The 16,826-nt window shown below is 33.2% G+C and carries 17 protein-coding genes and 1 pseudogene; all 18 read right to left on the bottom strand.

Going from position 1 to position 16,826, the window contains the following annotated elements; translation table 11 throughout:
- Positions 1-205 precede the first annotated feature (205 nt).
- Positions 206-486: pseudogene (locus HNR52_RS08315) on the bottom strand (group II intron reverse transcriptase/maturase); the annotation flags it as partial.
- 470 nt (positions 487-956) lie between these two features.
- Positions 957-2,027, bottom strand: coding sequence for an N-acetylneuraminate synthase family protein (locus tag HNR52_RS08310; RefSeq protein ID WP_435620280.1), 1,071 nt, complete (start codon positions 2,025-2,027; stop codon positions 957-959).
- A gap of 162 nt (positions 2,028-2,189) precedes the next feature.
- Positions 2,190-3,824: a cytidylyltransferase domain-containing protein gene (locus tag HNR52_RS08305; RefSeq protein WP_435620279.1), complete on the bottom strand. Its 1,635-nt coding sequence runs from the start codon at positions 3,822-3,824 to the stop codon at positions 2,190-2,192.
- 75 nt (positions 3,825-3,899) lie between these two features.
- On the bottom strand, positions 3,900-4,217 hold the full coding sequence (locus HNR52_RS08300) for a hypothetical protein (RefSeq protein WP_435620278.1): 318 nt from the start codon (positions 4,215-4,217) through the stop codon (positions 3,900-3,902).
- Between the two features lie 255 nt (positions 4,218-4,472).
- On the bottom strand, positions 4,473-6,305 hold the full coding sequence (locus HNR52_RS08295; protein ID WP_435620277.1) for a motility associated factor glycosyltransferase family protein: 1,833 nt from the start codon (positions 6,303-6,305) through the stop codon (positions 4,473-4,475).
- A 15-nt stretch (positions 6,306-6,320) separates the two neighbouring features.
- Complete coding sequence (locus HNR52_RS08290; RefSeq protein ID WP_435620276.1) at positions 6,321-6,638, bottom strand: DUF8042 domain-containing protein; 318 nt, start codon at positions 6,636-6,638, stop codon at positions 6,321-6,323.
- Between the two features lie 137 nt (positions 6,639-6,775).
- Positions 6,776-8,020, bottom strand: coding sequence for a flagellin N-terminal helical domain-containing protein (locus HNR52_RS08285; RefSeq protein ID WP_435620275.1), 1,245 nt, complete (start codon positions 8,018-8,020; stop codon positions 6,776-6,778).
- 121 nt (positions 8,021-8,141) lie between these two features.
- The gene (gene csrA, locus HNR52_RS08280; protein WP_013788637.1) at positions 8,142-8,369 is read right to left on the bottom strand and encodes a carbon storage regulator CsrA; all 228 of its coding nucleotides are present in this window, start codon (positions 8,367-8,369) and stop codon (positions 8,142-8,144) included.
- On the bottom strand, positions 8,350-8,799 hold the full coding sequence (gene fliW / locus HNR52_RS08275) for a flagellar assembly protein FliW (RefSeq protein ID WP_013788638.1): 450 nt from the start codon (positions 8,797-8,799) through the stop codon (positions 8,350-8,352). The genes csrA and fliW overlap by 20 nt, the downstream gene beginning before the upstream one ends.
- Positions 8,800-8,821: 22 nt before the next feature.
- Positions 8,822-9,379, bottom strand: a complete 558-nt coding sequence (locus tag HNR52_RS08270) for a DUF6470 family protein (RefSeq protein WP_013788639.1) — start codon at positions 9,377-9,379, stop codon at positions 8,822-8,824.
- Between the two features lie 12 nt (positions 9,380-9,391).
- Positions 9,392-10,282, bottom strand: coding sequence for a flagellar hook-associated protein FlgL (gene flgL / locus HNR52_RS08265; protein ID WP_435620274.1), 891 nt, complete (start codon positions 10,280-10,282; stop codon positions 9,392-9,394).
- Positions 10,283-10,298: 16 nt separating this feature from the next.
- Positions 10,299-11,735 (bottom strand): flagellar hook-associated protein FlgK, encoded by a 1,437-nt coding sequence (gene flgK, locus HNR52_RS08260; RefSeq protein ID WP_435620273.1) that lies wholly within the window; start codon positions 11,733-11,735, stop codon positions 10,299-10,301.
- Between the two features lie 34 nt (positions 11,736-11,769).
- Positions 11,770-12,249, bottom strand: coding sequence for a flagellar protein FlgN (locus HNR52_RS08255; RefSeq protein ID WP_435620272.1), 480 nt, complete (start codon positions 12,247-12,249; stop codon positions 11,770-11,772).
- 13 nt (positions 12,250-12,262) lie between these two features.
- Positions 12,263-12,541 carry a flagellar biosynthesis anti-sigma factor FlgM gene (gene flgM, locus HNR52_RS08250; protein ID WP_435620271.1) on the bottom strand — a complete coding sequence of 93 codons (279 nt, stop codon included), beginning with the start codon at positions 12,539-12,541 and terminating at the stop codon, positions 12,263-12,265.
- Between the two features lie 46 nt (positions 12,542-12,587).
- Positions 12,588-12,998 carry a TIGR03826 family flagellar region protein gene (locus HNR52_RS08245; RefSeq protein ID WP_435620270.1) on the bottom strand — a complete coding sequence of 137 codons (411 nt, stop codon included), beginning with the start codon at positions 12,996-12,998 and terminating at the stop codon, positions 12,588-12,590.
- Between the two features lie 8 nt (positions 12,999-13,006).
- A complete protein-coding gene (locus HNR52_RS08240; protein ID WP_013788645.1) occupies positions 13,007-13,696 on the bottom strand; it encodes a ComFC family protein in 690 nt (229 codons plus the stop codon).
- 75 nt (positions 13,697-13,771) lie between these two features.
- A complete protein-coding gene (gene recD2 / locus HNR52_RS08235) occupies positions 13,772-15,988 on the bottom strand; it encodes an SF1B family DNA helicase RecD2 (protein ID WP_435620269.1) in 2,217 nt (738 codons plus the stop codon).
- 68 nt (positions 15,989-16,056) lie between these two features.
- The gene (locus tag HNR52_RS08230; protein WP_435620268.1) at positions 16,057-16,629 is read right to left on the bottom strand and encodes a hypothetical protein; all 573 of its coding nucleotides are present in this window, start codon (positions 16,627-16,629) and stop codon (positions 16,057-16,059) included.
- Positions 16,630-16,826: the final 197 nt, after the last annotated feature.

Genomic DNA, 16,826 nt, shown 5'->3' with positions numbered 1-16,826 from the left:
GTATTTTATCGCAAAGGCTTTGTTATTTTCTGTATCTAATTTCTAATTTATGCCATAGTATGACGCTGGAAATTAGTTTCCGAAATCACTCATCTTTATAACATTATAAATACCATCATTGCAGTCTGAATAAATGCAAAAATACTTATAAAATAAAATCGAGTAGGAGCAGAATAATTATTTTATTCAGCGTCCTCTCACACGGCCAGTTTTCTTTGAGATACGGTAGAAGTTCATCTACTTCCATCCCATCGACTCCATGGCTCCCTTTATTTGCAACTACACGCTTGTATGCTTCTTTCATGTTTTCTCGTCTAGTATCATTTCAAGCATATTACTGGTGTATCTTTGTACATTGTTTCTTCTATCTTTTGACGCCGATGATACACTATGCACTTCCTCTCCTTCTTGAAATTCCATTTTTTGTTGGAGCGGATAGCCTCTTTGTTGAGTTGTCTGCAGTCTCTGCATATCTTTCGAGTTCATAAGATTTCCGAAACCTCCTAATGTTCGGTCCTTCCTTATCTATTCATGACTAGATAAGTACTATGACCTCTGCTGACTTCTCAAGGTTCAGCCATACATCACTGCATGGGTTGTCATTTCAAAGTTCATTTCCATGACATGCCTTGAGACCTCCCCGGGTAAGAGCGATAACCTTCATCTCATCTATCTTTAAGTTTACTGTATAGGGTTCGGGTAGTGTTGGACTTCGTTTTGAATTGCAAACTCGTCCGCCCCAATTCAGCCTCTTATCTGGTTTTTGTTCATCAGACCGAGATTTTGCCTACCGCTTCCTTCAGATTCCACCTCACGATGGACACCCTTGCAGTTCGGCTAGTGGTTCCCACTACCAAGCCCACAGCGGACTTTCACCGCCAAGTTATCGCCCATGCCGGGCGCACAATGTGGACCTGTATCAATAAATTAGACACAAGTCCACATTTTAAAGTATTCTAACATAACATGCTATTTTGTAATATAGTATCTTTAGAAATGTCTTGTTTAGCAGTTTTACCAATTACATTTTCTATCTCTGACGGCGAAATACCAGTTCCTGGTCTTTTAAAAGTAAGCATTTCTTTTGTTATTATATCACCTTTTTTAATGTTACAAGCTGCTACTAATGACCTCCTTGCATTTTTTCTCGCTTCAATTTCACTATCTAAATATTTCAATTCATAGGATCCTCGTATTTTATTAATAAACTCTATTCCACTGATAATCTTTTTAGCATCGTCCACATCCATTGCATGATAATGATCATTACCTTTTAGAGTTTTATCCAAAGTAAAATGCTTTTCTATTACTATAGCACCTAAATTATATGCTGTTTTAATGATATCCGCATCTTTATCTGGTTTTGTATGATCAGAGTAACCAATAATTAAGTCTGGATATTTATTTTTTAAGCTCACTATTTTATTTAGATTTGCATGCTCATATGGTGTAGGATATTCTAATACACAATGCAGTAATACTATAGGTTGATTATTATATTTGCGAATCACGTTAAGAGTCTGTTTAATTTCTTCCTCATTAGAAGCACCAACAGAAAGTAAAATAGGTTTGTTTTTCTTTGCTATATATTCAACAAAAGGCAAGTTAGATAAATCCGATGAAGAAATTTTATACACATTCATTAAATCAAATAAATAATCTGCAGATTCTATATCAAAAGAGGTTGATAAAAATTCTATTCCTAAGTAATCACAATACTCAGATAACTCTTTATATTCATTATAAGAAAAGCTATCAAACTTCTTAAAAAGTTCGAACTGCGATGTTGTAGATTCTTCCGTTGTATCCCAATATGCTGGAGATTCTTTTGCTGCCAAAGTATCTGCTTTATAAGATTGAAATTTAACTGCATGAATACCAGCATCTTTAGCTTCTTTAATCATTAATTTTGCTGCATCCATAGGTGATATATTCATTTTTTTTGCTATATCATAATAGTTAACTCCTATTTCTGCAATAAGTACAAATTTCCCAGCACTTGCTCTTTCTATAATTTTACTTTTCATACATATCCTCCTCATAATATAATTTACTTTGTAAAAACATAGATAAAAAATCTTTTATTACCCTTACTAAATGACAATACTCATACTATTAATTTTTTAAATATCTTCTAACATTTTTTAACTATACAGTTGCATGTTTAAATAATTAAAATAACATAATGATTATTGTACTCCTAGTATAATATTGATAACCCTTCTAACTCCATTTTTTAGGTCTTTTTTTAACATTTGCTCTTTCATTTGCTTTCTTATCTGTGGACTATTTATTAACCAAATTAATGTTTCTCTAATAGTACGGTCTTCTACTTCACTACCTAATCCCAAGTTTATAAAGCCATTTTTTAGATATCCAAATTCATGATCCAGTTCTCGTTCATTTTGAGACAATAATATTGTTGGAACCGCCATAGATGCCAGTTCAAGCATGGTCCTCCCTTGAGAAGATACTGCAATATCAGCTCTTTCCATATATTCTGTTATAAGTTTTACATCCCTAACAATTTGAATATTCAAGTCTGAGTCTTCTGCTAATAAAACTAATTCATCAGTATGCTTATATCCCATACCTAAAATAAATGTATAATGAATTTTATCTTTATAAGGAATAGTTTTAACTATTTCAAATAATCTTCGTGTGAGATTACATGGATCGGTTCCTCCAAATATGATCAAAATTTCTTTTACACTTTCTCTAAATTTAGCAGGTTGTGCTAATAAAAACTCATCCCTTATGCAATAATAATCACTTCCCCAATAATGATTTTTGTAATCATTTCTTTTTTCATATAAATCATTTATAACTGCATCCGCATATTTTGCTCCTGTACCAAGATCTTCAAAATTGACAACTCTTATTCCTAAGCTTTTACAATACTCAATATATTCTCTTTTAGTATCAAGAATATCATTAACAAGAATGTCACATTTATATTCTTTAATTAATTCACCTATCTCGTAATCATCTTCAATCACACTATAAGGAAAATGGCTTTCATGAATTTTTTTTATTCCTATATCTGATTTACTTGATAGAACAAATCTAATATTATGGTCTATAAGATTAGATGCCAAAATTAATCCTCTATAAATATGCCCTAATCCTATTTCTGCATATCCATCAGTTCTGATTAAAATACTCTTCTTTGATAGTTCTTTTTCAGCTACCCACCAATCTTGAGGACTATCAATATCAATAGATTCATTCTCCGGAATTTCATAAATTGATACTTTGTTTCCAAGTCTGCTTTCTTCTTTTACAAATTTTCTCTTAGTTATAAAGAAAGCTCCGGTTTCAAGAAAATTTTTAGGAAGATATTGTCTATTAAGTCTTTTTTCATAAAGCGGTACGATTTTTCCTTCTAATTCAGCCCATGATAGATGTGGACGATTTACTCCACTTATTACTGTATCAAAATCATTATCTAAAAAATATTTTATAGCACTTTCTAAAGTAGAAACTTTCAACAATGGTGATGTAGGTTGCATTGTAATAACAATATCATACGATTTATTCTCTATTTTTTCCATCGTATATACCGCATGATAAATCACTGGATCTAACGTAACATTATCTGCTCCTAATTCTTCAGGTCTTTTTATTACTTTAGCTCCATATGCTAAGGAAATTCTTTCAAGCTCCTCATCATCAGTTGACACAACCACATCTAAATCAAATTTACTATTTAATGCATTCATTATACTATAGCTAATCAATGGCTTTCCACATAATAATCGTACATTTTTTCTTGGAATCCCTTTAGAACCTCCACGTGCGGGTATCACTGCTAATATTTTCAAATTCTTATGCCTCCTATGAATAAACAAAAATAGATTTATAAATTAAGAATATATAATAAATAATCTTAAACGTATTTAAAAATTCTCATTTTTTATTTTTAAATTAATTACTTTTAATGCTTTTCTTAATCCACCTTCTGACTTTTTAATCGCTTCATATATACCTTGATAAAGTGTATATGACATCATTGCAATTCTGAGCTTTTTTTGCTTTTCAGTCTCATCTTTTTCAGGCTTAAAACCTTTTAGAACTTTTGTAGTGACAATATTTAATATAGACGATATATACAAAAAGCTATCTTCTGAATTCTTTAGTTTTTCATCAATTCTGTCTAATATCGCAAGTATGTGAGAAACATCCGCATTAATATCTTTCTCATATTCGTTGTACATTTTTTGAAAGTTTTGCTCCACGCATACAATCAGTCTTAATCGGGTTACAACATAACATATATACAAAATCCAATGACAACAGACAGTTCAACGCTCAATCTTCAAAATTTAAATAATAATTTATCTTTTTTAAAAATATTCTCTCCACCATCTATTGATATAAAAAATCATGTTCATTATTTTTTGTAAAAGTGCTTTTAACACTATACCACAACATACTAAACAACATTTATATTAAAAGAATGACTTTATACCTTAAATTATATTTTCAATTATTTTATCAAATTCTTCTATTATAATTGAACAGATATTTATGACTTTATATAATAATTCTTTATGAATATTTAAATTTTTAATCAAAATATCATCATTAATAACATTACCTATCTTTATTACTTTAAAGTAAGTATTTACAATTATTGGTTGAAAAAACATCATTAATAATGAATTTTTCTGTATCAAATCAACAACCTCTTCGTTTTTTTTCAATTTCCCCAAAAATTTATTATAATCACATAATACTTTATTTCCATTTATATATTTTTTTTCGTTCGTCTTAGTTACTTCATACCTCCTCTCAGATAATTTTTTTAAGTCTTCAAATAAATCTCTAGCTTTCTTAATATTTTTTTCAATCTCCTCTTTAAATAAATTATCATTTTTATAATTAATACTGTCAATAAATTCATTTATACTTATTATATCATCAACACAATATTTATCAATAGCATCATTTAATGACATAATTTCTGTCCCTTTTATATAGGCTCCACCTTCTGTTGCATCTATACATTTACTTTGTGTAATAAGAATTTCATTCTCAAACCACGTAAGGAAATTCTTCCATACTCTTGTACTTGGTATTTTTCTACCATTATAGTCATCTACATAAACAATTTCTTTATTATTTACTAATTCATCTTTTTTCCCTTCATAAACAGTGCCATCACTATGAGTTCTACCATCAGGCGCATAGGCTAAATCTTGCCCAACAAAAATTATTGGATTAGCTCCCACATATTTTGCAAAACCAAACGCCAGATGAGCTACAGATGTTCCCATTTTAAATTTACCCTTATCATTAAATAAATTATTTAGCCACTCATTAATTGCTTCACCTTCTTTAAAACATATAATTTTTTTACCCTTATATTCATCAAATATTTTGGGATATATAACTGGTGGTGCAATAAGAACTATATCTTCAGGTATATTTTTATCTTTATAAAAATAGTTATATGTTTCAACACCTCTTTCAATCGAGAAAACAGCATCTGGTATAATATTTTTATTAAAAAGCGCGTTTAGAGATGCATCCACACTTAAAAGAAGAGCTTTACCCTTTGCTCTTTTTAAAAAGTCTATATTTTTGCTTAATGATGGACCTGAAGAAATTATTATTGCAGGTTTATTTTTATAACTATCTTTTAATAATTTAACTCCAGGATTATTCATAATATGCTTTATATTGGCAAAGTTCTGCCTCAATCCAATCAAAGTATCGTTTATGTCATTACCTATGATAAATAACTTTTCCTTAATAATATTCATAATATCTTCCATCAAATTTTTCCACTCTGGATATATTATATTTTCTGATGGCAATGCTAATACCTGTATATTTGCTGCGTAAAATATAAATTGTGTAATAAATAAATCTGATATTATTTTTCTTACTGTATTTTCATTTCCAACAATAAAAATAAATTGCGGAGACTCAAATAATTGAGTCAAATCCACTGTATTTAGAGCATTATAATATATATCCAAATTAGTTTCAATTACAATAACCCTAGAAGTAAGGCTAATTCGATTTTTCAATTCAAATAAATGATAAGCCAAGCCAATACCAAATACAAAAATCAATGTACTTTTTGAATAATCCAATGAGTCACACAACATCTTGGCCTCATTTATAGGATCGTATTTACTATGTATAAAATATGTTTTATCATCAATTACTATTTCTGATGTAAGCAAACCATTTTTAGCTTTAACATTAATAATATTTTTAGGTAAATAGTCAAATATATTTTTATTGCCACTATTCTTATTTAAACAATTTATATTCTTTTCTAATATACTCATAATTTAATTTACCCCTTATTTAACACTATATTGTAATATACTTTTTAATTCATATTGAAAAAGATCGTTAACAGACACAATGTCTTTATTCTCAATATTATTTAATATCTCATTTAACACACCATTTATATTAAAATCAAACAGCCTTGTCTTTATAGAAATCGAATCATTAGAATCATCATTCAATAGCTGTTTAATTAATGAATTAATATCATCAATTATATCTATTATACCATTATAATACATATTAATATTATTTAAAGTATAATTATTATTATTGAGCTCTATTTTATCAATGATATTTTTTACTTTAGATGAATATATATTATCCATTTTCTCACCTTCTAAATTTTATTCTACTAGAATAGATCGACAAAATTTTATATAACTTTATTCATTTTGAGCATTTTTTAATTTTTACAATTAGATACAAAAAAAGAGGATACAATCCCCTTTTTTTGTTGATATTTCTATCTTAATAATTGTAATACTGTTTGTGGTTGTTGATTTGCTTGAGCTAACATTGCAGTCGCTGCCTGATTTAATATATTGTCTTTTGTAAATTCCATCATCTCTTGAGCCATATCTACATCTCTTATACGTGATTCAGCAGCTGTAATGTTCTCATTTGCCGTTCCTAAATTATTTATTGTATGCTCTAAACGGTTCTGATATGCACCAAGTGTAGCCCTTTGAGTTGATACTTTGTTTATTGCATTATCTATTACTTTTATAGCAATATTAGCTTGTGACTGTGTTCCAACCTGCAGATTCTTTACACCTAATGCTGTAGCATCCATCTTATCTATTTCTATTTGCATATTCTGATTAGTATTCGCGCCAATCTGTAATGTTGCTTTTCCATCCGTCGCTTTATCCGCTGCTGCTGTAGTCTCTGTAAATGCTGATAAAGCATTTGTTGCGGCTGTATTTACATTGCCAGAGCTATCTTTTACAGTTATTGTTAAACCATAAATTGCATTTGCAGTACCTCCGCTTGATGCGGTTGCTAATAAAGTACCTGCAGTATTAACATCAATAGAAATGTTAGCAGTTATTGCACTCTGTAAATCCGATATTTTAGCTCCAGTCGAAACAGTATAACTAACTGTGTACACTTTACCATCTTTCGCATAATTCACTATTACTTGATCGGTAGAGACGATTCCAAGGTTATTACCATTAGCATCAGCTAAGTTTTCTAAAAGTGTACTAGTGCTTATATTTCCCCCACCACTTAACTTTAATGACGTATTAGAATTTACATTAGCTACAGCACTAGTTACTGCGCCTGACATTGAGCCATCTAATAATTTTTTAGTATTAAATTCAGTAGTATTAGCTATTCTGTCAATTTCTGTATTAAGTTGATCCATTTCAGCTTGTATGCTAGCTCTATCTTGTGCAGTATTTGTATCATTTGATGCTTGTACTGCTAATTCTCTCATCCTCTGGAGAATTGATGTCGTCTCATTTAACGCACCTTCTGCTGTCTGTATAAGTGATATACCATCTTGTGCATTTCTTTGAGCTTGGTCTAAGCCAGCTATCTGTGCTTTCATCTTTTCAGATATTGCAAGACCTGCTGCATCATCTGCTGCGCTGTTGATCCTGTAGCCTGATGAAAGCTTCTGCAATGCTTTTTGTGTGTTTGTGTTGTTTGTCTCAAGTGCTCTCCATGCGTTTATAGCACTTAAGTTTGTGTTGATTACCATATTTTCTTCCTCCTTGAATTTTTATTTGGCATCCATGCCATATCGACCATAAATTTTCACAGTTGGCCAACTGCTTGTCTTTTGTTTTACACTATATATATCGATTTTATTTTTTTTTACTTTAGTCTTTTTTTATAATTTTTTCTAACATTTTAAGTGATGATTTATCTATATTAATTGCTTTTTTGTTCTCGTCTTTTACTTCTAAAAGCTCTTTTCTCATGACAGTTACATCCTTTGGAGCGGATATGCCTATTTTTATATTTTCGCCATCGATTCCTACAACCATTACCTCAATGTCATCCCCTATAATCAGAGACTGCCCTATTTTACGAGTAAGTATCAGCATTTTTTAGCTCCTTAAGTAAGGGATGCTTTATCATGTATTTGTCATTGTCCATGATTATCTGCATACCTTTGTTGTTTTCTGCATTTATGATTATAGGGGCTTTTAGATTGGCAGTCATCTTTTCAATTTCATCAGGTATTACAACGATGGCATAAACAAGTACATGGTTTAAGTCCTTTATGTCCAACGATTTTATCGTCTCCTCATCTAATTCAACCTTATAATCTTTTATTACAACTTTAGGATCGACTATCACAAATGCTATATCTGTATCATCAAGGGACTGCAGCCACTTAAAAGGGGTATATTCATCAATGCTTAGAAGAATGAAGCTTTTAAGTCTCTCGAAGCCTGGTATGCCTTCCTCAAAGTGAAGTACATCTTCTTCGTTATAGCTGACAACGCCAAAATTTCTTGTCTCTATATCCATCGCTCATGCCTCTCTTTCAAATTCAAACTATTGCATCCACATTCTGACCTATATAGTCGATTTTTATAGAAGGATACTGAAGCATGTATATGCTTACATTTGCCCTTGTTGCGTCTATCTCAGGTTTTTTAGGTGTGGCATCTATATACGCCTTACCATCCTGCCAGTTTATGTTGAGATAACCATCAAACCATATCTTAGGTCTCGATTTTGGCATAAGGTCTACATTAAAGTCTATGTTTTCAACACCTGCCTGAGACGCTAACTCTGGTATGACATTCTGATGGTTCTCTATTGATGCCAAGGCATCTCCATCTTCAGCAATTTTCCCTATGGCTTCAAGACCTATCTGATAGCTTCTTTCTGCCTCGTCGTGTATAAGATCAAATATGTTTTTTAGTCCAGACTCGTAGAAACATTGATATTGATCTATACGAACCTGTGGCAATTTCTGGTCTATCTCTACCTTAGGCATCTCTTGATGTATATTAAGATCTGCATTCTGATTGTGAATATTAATTGCGGCAGGAGTAGTGTCAATGCCTATCCTGCCGAACGTTTGGTGAATGGCTATATCCATATTACCATCCTCTTACCTCAGAAAATCTACCAAAGATGGCTGAATGATCATAGCGCCTGAAGCTAATGATGCTCTGTACACATTATCATCCATCTTTAGGTTTGTAATAACCTGTGCTATGTCTGCATCTTGATTTTTTGAGAGTAGCGCCGTAAAGTTGTAGTTATCATCACTTAGCCTGTTTGCAGTCAAATCAATTCTATTTGCCTTTGCTCCTGCATCAGCCCTGATTGATAGGATATTTTGCAATTGATTATCTATATCTCCTATTATGTTGCTGACAGCTTGGTTATCTCCCGATTTCAATGCATTTGATAGATTGTCCATCACAGTAAGAAGCTGTGAAGTGCCAGATGTCACATCAAACACCTTATCGCCTGTCACATTCACCTGAATTGTATTACCACCTGCACCTACCTCAAACTTTATGGCGCCATCATCGCCAGCATACCCATTGCTTGTATCGCTAAAAGGCTTTGTATCGGTCTTGTATCCAGCAAATATGTACCTTCCATTGTACTGGGTATTACCTACTTGTATAATCTGCTGCTTTAGCTGATCTACCTGTGCTGCTAAGTTTTGCATGTCGCTTTGAGTAAGAGTGCCGTTAGCCCCCTGCACTGCTAAATCTCTGGCATTTTGCAGCATATCTCCTATTTGCCCTAATGCCGTATCAGTAAGGCTAAGCCACGATTTTGCATCATCTGTATTCTTGGTATACGCATTGTTTCTCGCGATTTCCGTCTTTATCCTTAAAATACTTGCCACTGCAACAGGATCGTCTGATGGCTTGCTTACTTTTTCACCAGTTGACAACATATTTTGATCTTTTTGAAGCCTTTCAAGATTTTTGTTGTAGTCATTCATAAAATCCATCACAAGCATGTTATTCGTTACCCGCATTGTCTACACCTGCCTTTTATGTTACTCCCATTTTATTTATAAGCGTATCTAAAAGCTCATCCATGACAGTTATCATCCTTGCTGATGCTTCATAAGACTTTTGGTATTTAAGCATATTTGCCATCTCTTCATCCAGAGAAACACCAGACACAGATTGTCTGTTGTAATCAACCTGTTTTACCATTGTGCTTTGATTTGTCTGCATCTGATTTGCCTGCTGTGCATCAACGCCAAGGTTGGAAATCAAAGAGCTTATAAAATCGTCCAACGTCCCATTGTTCAATCCGCTGATCTTCGTATCTCTAAGCGCTATAAGATTTAAGACATTTGTATTGTCTCCAGGCAGCGAACTTGCTGATGATGCTGCGGCAATCTTTTGAAGTCCATCATCTGCAAGTATGTCTGATGAAACTTGTATATTTTTAGCATATTCTGCAGTTGGATTATACGTCGTATCTGTTATGTTGAAAAAATTGATGTTAGTGCTTCCATCAAGCCCATATCCTGCAGCATGTTGTGCATTAAAAACCGTCGCAAGGTTGTACGCAAATTGATTCAATTGCTGTTTATAGTAAGGTATCCCTTTCACACCATTTGTGCCATCGCCATCTCTCATATCCAGAAGTCCCTTTAATATGCCACCCGTCGGATTCACAGGCGTTCCGGCAAGATCCCATTTTATTGTTCCTGTATTATCCACGCTCATTGTATAGGCACTATTCCCATCCACAAGAGCTTGTCCGCTTATGTCTACTCTGAAATTTTTATTTGAATCTTCATAAGTATTTATGTTAACTATCTCAGAAAGCTTATCTACCAACAAGTTTCTCTGATCTCTCAAGTCATTGGCTGTCTGCCCTGTAAGCTCAAATCTGTAGATCTCATTGTTCAGTTCCGATATTTGATCTGCATATGAATTGATTTCCTGTACTCGACTTTGAATGGTGCTATTTATTTGGTTTTCTTGATCATCAAGATGCTGATAAATAGTGTTAATGGTATCTGTCAGTGATATGCCATTTTCTCTAACTTCAGCTCTCACTTCAAGGCTTTCCGGGTTTTTTGACAAATCTTGAAGTGAATTAAAAAAATTGTCTAATACGGTTGTGATTCCTGTATTAGATGGCTCGTTTAAGATGCCTTCTATAGCAGACAATGTATCTGACTTAGTCTCCCATTCACCGAGTGTGGTATTTTCTCTCCTGTACTGCTGATCTAAAAATTGGTCTCTTATCTGTCGATAGCCGTCAACATTGACGCCACCCCCTATGGCTTTGCCCCATTGGTCAGCCATACCGTAAGTCGTAGGAGGCGCTATTGCAGACAGGTCTATGACTTGCCTCGTATATCCAGGCGTGTTTGCATTTGAGATATTGTGTCCAGTCAAATTAAGCGCCTGTTGGCTTGCAAAGAGACCTGTTTTTGCTATCTCCAATCCTTGAAAAGTAGACACTGCATTTCATTCCTTTCATAGCTAAAATTATTTCTTACGCCTTTCTATCTATGATTCTATTTATCCTTTTTGATACGCCGCTTTCGCCGTATATACCATCGTCCTCTAATAAATTATTTGATATGACGCCAATCGAATAGTTTACGAATTCGATGGACTGTTTGAGAAGCGATTTATTCAACTCATTCCTATTGCTAAGCGCTTTTAAAAGATCATTAAATTCCTCTTGAACTATTTTTAATTTTTTAGCGTCATCTTCAGGCAGTATACTGCAAAGCTGACTTATGGTCATTTGACTGTCATAATGATCATTTAAAAATTTTTCTCTTTCATCTTCTAAAATCATTAGCTTACTTATTATGCCGCCTTCTACTTTTGTCATGTTGTCAAGTTCTTGTATCTCTCCCAGCACTATGACATCAGTCTTTTTAGTAGCTATCTCATATAAATCTTTGTACAAAAGCATTTCCCCATTCAATACATCAATAAGCTCATCTATATTCGGATTTGGCATAATCATACCACCTTTAAACTTTTTTATCTAAAATAGCTCCTTTTATCATGGACTCAGCGATATCATCAGATTTTATGTTATAATTGCCACTATCAACCTTAGCCTTTATATCCTGCACCTTTTCTTCTCTCAACTTATCATATTCCGCAAAGCTTTTGCTGATCTTAGAAGCATTATCTGATATTTCCACTTTGTCAACTTTGTTTGTCTTACTTGTATTTGCAGCATTAGCATTTGCAGACTTATACATGTCGTAAATATTGTTAACATTAATATTATTGTATATTTTCATTCTATTCCCACCTTCCCAATATTATATCGGCTAAATTCAATTTCACTTAATATTTTCTTTTAGTGTCCTTTTTTTCATCTCTCAAATAAAGTTTTTCAAAACTTTCGTCAATTTTATCAGCATTTAATGCACCTTTTAAAGACCTTTCAAGTTCTCTTGAACATGATTCACAGTATCTGCCTGACAATATCTTTTTACCGCATCTTTCACAAGTCAATGAAATATTGGTGTTTTTAGAGCCCAATATGAGTCTGCCTTCTTTTAAAAAGTCCAATATTCTTTTTACTTCCACATCTGTTGCTTTAGACACTTCTACAACTGTGGCTTGCGGATTTCTCTCAATGTAATCTCTGATTTTTATGAAGTCTTCTTCATCTTTGTTAAAACATTCTGGACATAAATCAAACCCAGTATAGTTATAAAGCTTTCCACATCTTTTACAATTCCTTATATCCATAGCACACCTCACACATTCCTTCCTGTTGCAATTGTAGCTGCAAAAACATCTTTTGCACCGCTTTCTCTTAAAACTTTTGCACATTCATCAAGGGTAGAACCTGTTGTCAAAACATCATCCACCAAAAGTATGGTCTTGTCTTTAACAAGATCGCCATAAACTACCTTAAAAGCACCTTTTAAGTTTTTCATGCGCTCTTCTCTTTTAAGTTCGGTCTGGGATTTAGTGTTTTTTATACGTCTCAAAGGCTTTGACATGATTACGTCGAATCTATAAGAAAGCTCTCTCGCCAAAAGCTCTGATTGGTTGTATCCCCGCTCATCCAGCTTCGTCCTATGAAGTGGTACAGGTACTATAACATCAAACTTTATACCAGCTTCTTGAATACATCTATACATGTATTCTGCAAAAAATTCAGCTAAACTTCTCTCTTTGTAGTACTTGAATCTGGCAATCAATGATTTTATCGTTTCGTCATACTCAAAAGGACTTATGCTGCGAGTAAAAACATGGTTTATTTCCATGCAGTCAGGGCATCTATCGCCATCTCTAATAGGCTTTCCACACACAGAGCACCTATTCCCGATAATGAATGGCAATTTATTTTCACATTCAAAGCATATTTTGCCTTCTTTTATGACTTTGCCGCAAAGCAAACAATTTGTCTTTGGCGGAAAAAGTAAATCAAGAAAAATCATAGTGCATCCTTCCGTCCATCTATTTAACTTTTATATCGGCATATTTTAAAATTTATTTAACTTTCGTGAAATTAATCAATTTTCTTCCACCATGAATTTAAGGACTTTCATAAGTTTAGGTAAAAGCCCTGAGTACCTCTTTGATATAAGATTATTGTCGATCATACTTTTTAAGTATTTTTCTTGGCCAACTATTACCACAAGCTTTTTAGCCCTCGTAACAGCCGTATACAGAAGGTTTCTGGTAAGAAGCATAGGCGGTCCAAAGCTCATAGGCATGATGACAGCCGGAAATTCACTTCCTTGGCTTTTGTGGACAGTCACACAGTAAGAAAGGCTTAGCTCATCTATATCTGCAAAATCGTAAACAACCCTCTTGTCGTCATCAAATAAAACAGTAAGCTCCTGTGAATCATTATCGATAGACTCTATAATACCCATATCACCATTAAAGACGCCTTCACCTTTTTCGTCTCCTTTTGTCCACTTCATCTTGTAGTTGTTTTTTATCTGCATCACCTTGTCTCCTACTCTGAAAGTAAAATCTTTCATCTGCCTCTCATCCAATCCCTTTTTCGAAGGATTTAAGCACCTTTGCAGTTCATTGTTCATGTTTATCACACCTATCAAGCCTTTTCTCGTGGGGCTTAAAACTTGAATATCCGTAAAAGGGTTAAATCCATACGCTTCAGGCAACCGCCTTTTACATAAATCCAATATAATATTTAAAATTTCATCTTGTGATGAAGCATTTATAAAGAAAAAGTCATTTTCTTTATCATTTAACACAGGGTACTCGCCATTGTTTATCTTGTGGGCATTTACTACTATCAAACTTTCCTTCCCTTGCCTGTATATCTTATTAAGCCTTATAACTTTTACCAAGCCGCTATCTATGATGTCTCTAAGCACATTGCCAGCTCCAACAGACGGAAGCTGATCCACATCTCCAACAAGTATCAATCTTGAGCTCAGTGGAATAGCTTTAAGGAGAGCATTCATAAGCAATATGTCTATCATCGAAGCCTCGTCCACTATTATGACATCTTCTGTCAATGGGTTTTTATCATCCTTTCCAAACCCTCGTCCTTCTTCTTCAGTGTATGAATACTCTAAAAGGCGATGTATCGTCTTAGCTTCAAAACCTGTAGCTTCAGTCATCCTCTTTGCAGCTCTTCCTGTAGGTGCAGTTAATGCTACCGATTTTTTAAATTTTTTAAAAAGCTTTATAATGAAATTTATTATGGTGGTCTTTCCCGTCCCAGGCCCACCTGTTATGACGAGAATTGAGTTCTTGACAGATTCTAAAACTGCAACACGCTGATTGTCTGCAAGATGAATTCCCATGTCTGATTCTATCTTCGATATTTCACTTTCAATATCAATATCCTCAGGCTTTACATCTGTCAGCGTCATGTTTAAAATCTTATCTGCAGTGTTGTTTTCAGCTACAAAATACGGTATATAATACACGCCGTGAGAGCCATCTTCAAATGTCTCAAACTTCACTTTTTCGCTTTGTGCCAGAAGAACCAACGAATCATAAACTTCTTCTTCTGATACTTCAAGAAGTTTTGCTGCTTCTTTAAGCAAAAGTTCAAGTGGCACATACGTATGGCCATTTGATGCATATTGTATCAAAACGTACTTTGTACCAGATGAAATCCTATAGCTGGAATGCAAGTCAACACCCATTGCTCGAGCTATCTTATCAGCCGTCCTAAAGCCAATCCCAAAAATTTCATCCGATAGTCTGTACGGATTCTGCTTTATGAGTTCTATAGAATCATCGCCGTATTGCCTATATATTTTAATTGCATTTGTGGTAGAAATGCCATAACCTTGTAAAAAAACCATCACGTCCCTCAATGTCTTCTGCTGCTCATAAGATTCTGATATCATCTTTACTCTTTCTTCGCCTATTCCAGGTATATCCAATAATTTTTCTGGATGAGATTCTATGATGTTTAGAGAATCGACGCCGAATTTTGAGACAATCTTTTTCGCCATGACAGGACCTATACCTCTAATGAGTCCAGATGATAAAAACCTCTCCATCCCATACAACGTTGACGGCGCTATCGTCTCATACTTTGAAACTTTCACCTGTTCCCCATAGTCAGGATGCGTCATCCATTCGCCTTCAACTTTAAGCGTCTCACCTATTCCAACAAAAGGCATATATCCTACAACGGTGATAGTGTCCTTTTTCGAATTAAGTTCTAATACAGCATACCCATTTTGTTCATTTTTAAAAATTATCTCCTCAACTGTACCTATTATTTCAACCATATCTATCCCTACTTTTTTATTTTCTATCTACAATTGTATATTATTTTCATATACATTTGAAGCACATATCATATTTTCTCGATTTTATACTTTATATTTACAATTTCTTCGTACAAAAGGGCTATATCTGCTTTAGTTGCTGGAAGGTTGTACATGGATCTGTCGCTTTCAAAATTTAATGGACTTAAATTTGCAAAAAAAGTCTTTATCATTGCAGCATCTCTCAAATGTTTTTCAATTGTCGATTTCTTTTGATATACTTTTATCTTGATGTTGCCAACATTTACAATGCAATACGTAGAATGCTCCTCAATCTCATTTATTTTCTCATAGCACACATATCCGTAAGATACATCCTTTGCTACTTTTGGAATCCTCGATTTTAACTGTACAAGCGTAAAGTTGCCAGCTAAAGGAATTGGAAAATTATTTTTTATGCCAAGGCTTTTGGCGTACTTTTCTTTTATGGCACTTAAATCTACAGCATACTTTTTCAAAGTCCTCTTTAGACAACTTTTGACACTGGATTTTATACGCAATACATCGCCATTTAAGTCTATTAATTCTGTTCCATCACCGTAATCATCAAGATAACAAGGCAATATGGCAATGTACACATCAGGTATATCAAAATTCTTCATCTCCATTACTCCTTTACGAACTAATGTTTGTACATATTATATATTATAACAACTTTAAAGTCAATATATGGATAAAATTTTAAATAATTTTTCTGAATTTTTTTTTTTTTTTTTTTTTTTTTTTTTTTTTTTTTTTTTTTTTTTTTTTTTTTTTTTTTTTTTTTTTTTTTTTTTTTTTTTTTTTTTTTTTTTTCTCT

Source organism: Thermoanaerobacterium thermosulfurigenes (assembly GCF_051201035.1).
In the GTDB taxonomy this organism is placed as follows: domain Bacteria; phylum Bacillota; class Thermoanaerobacteria; order Thermoanaerobacterales; family Thermoanaerobacteraceae; genus Thermoanaerobacterium; species Thermoanaerobacterium thermosulfurigenes.
This window is presented reverse-complemented; position numbering and strand designations above follow the sequence as displayed.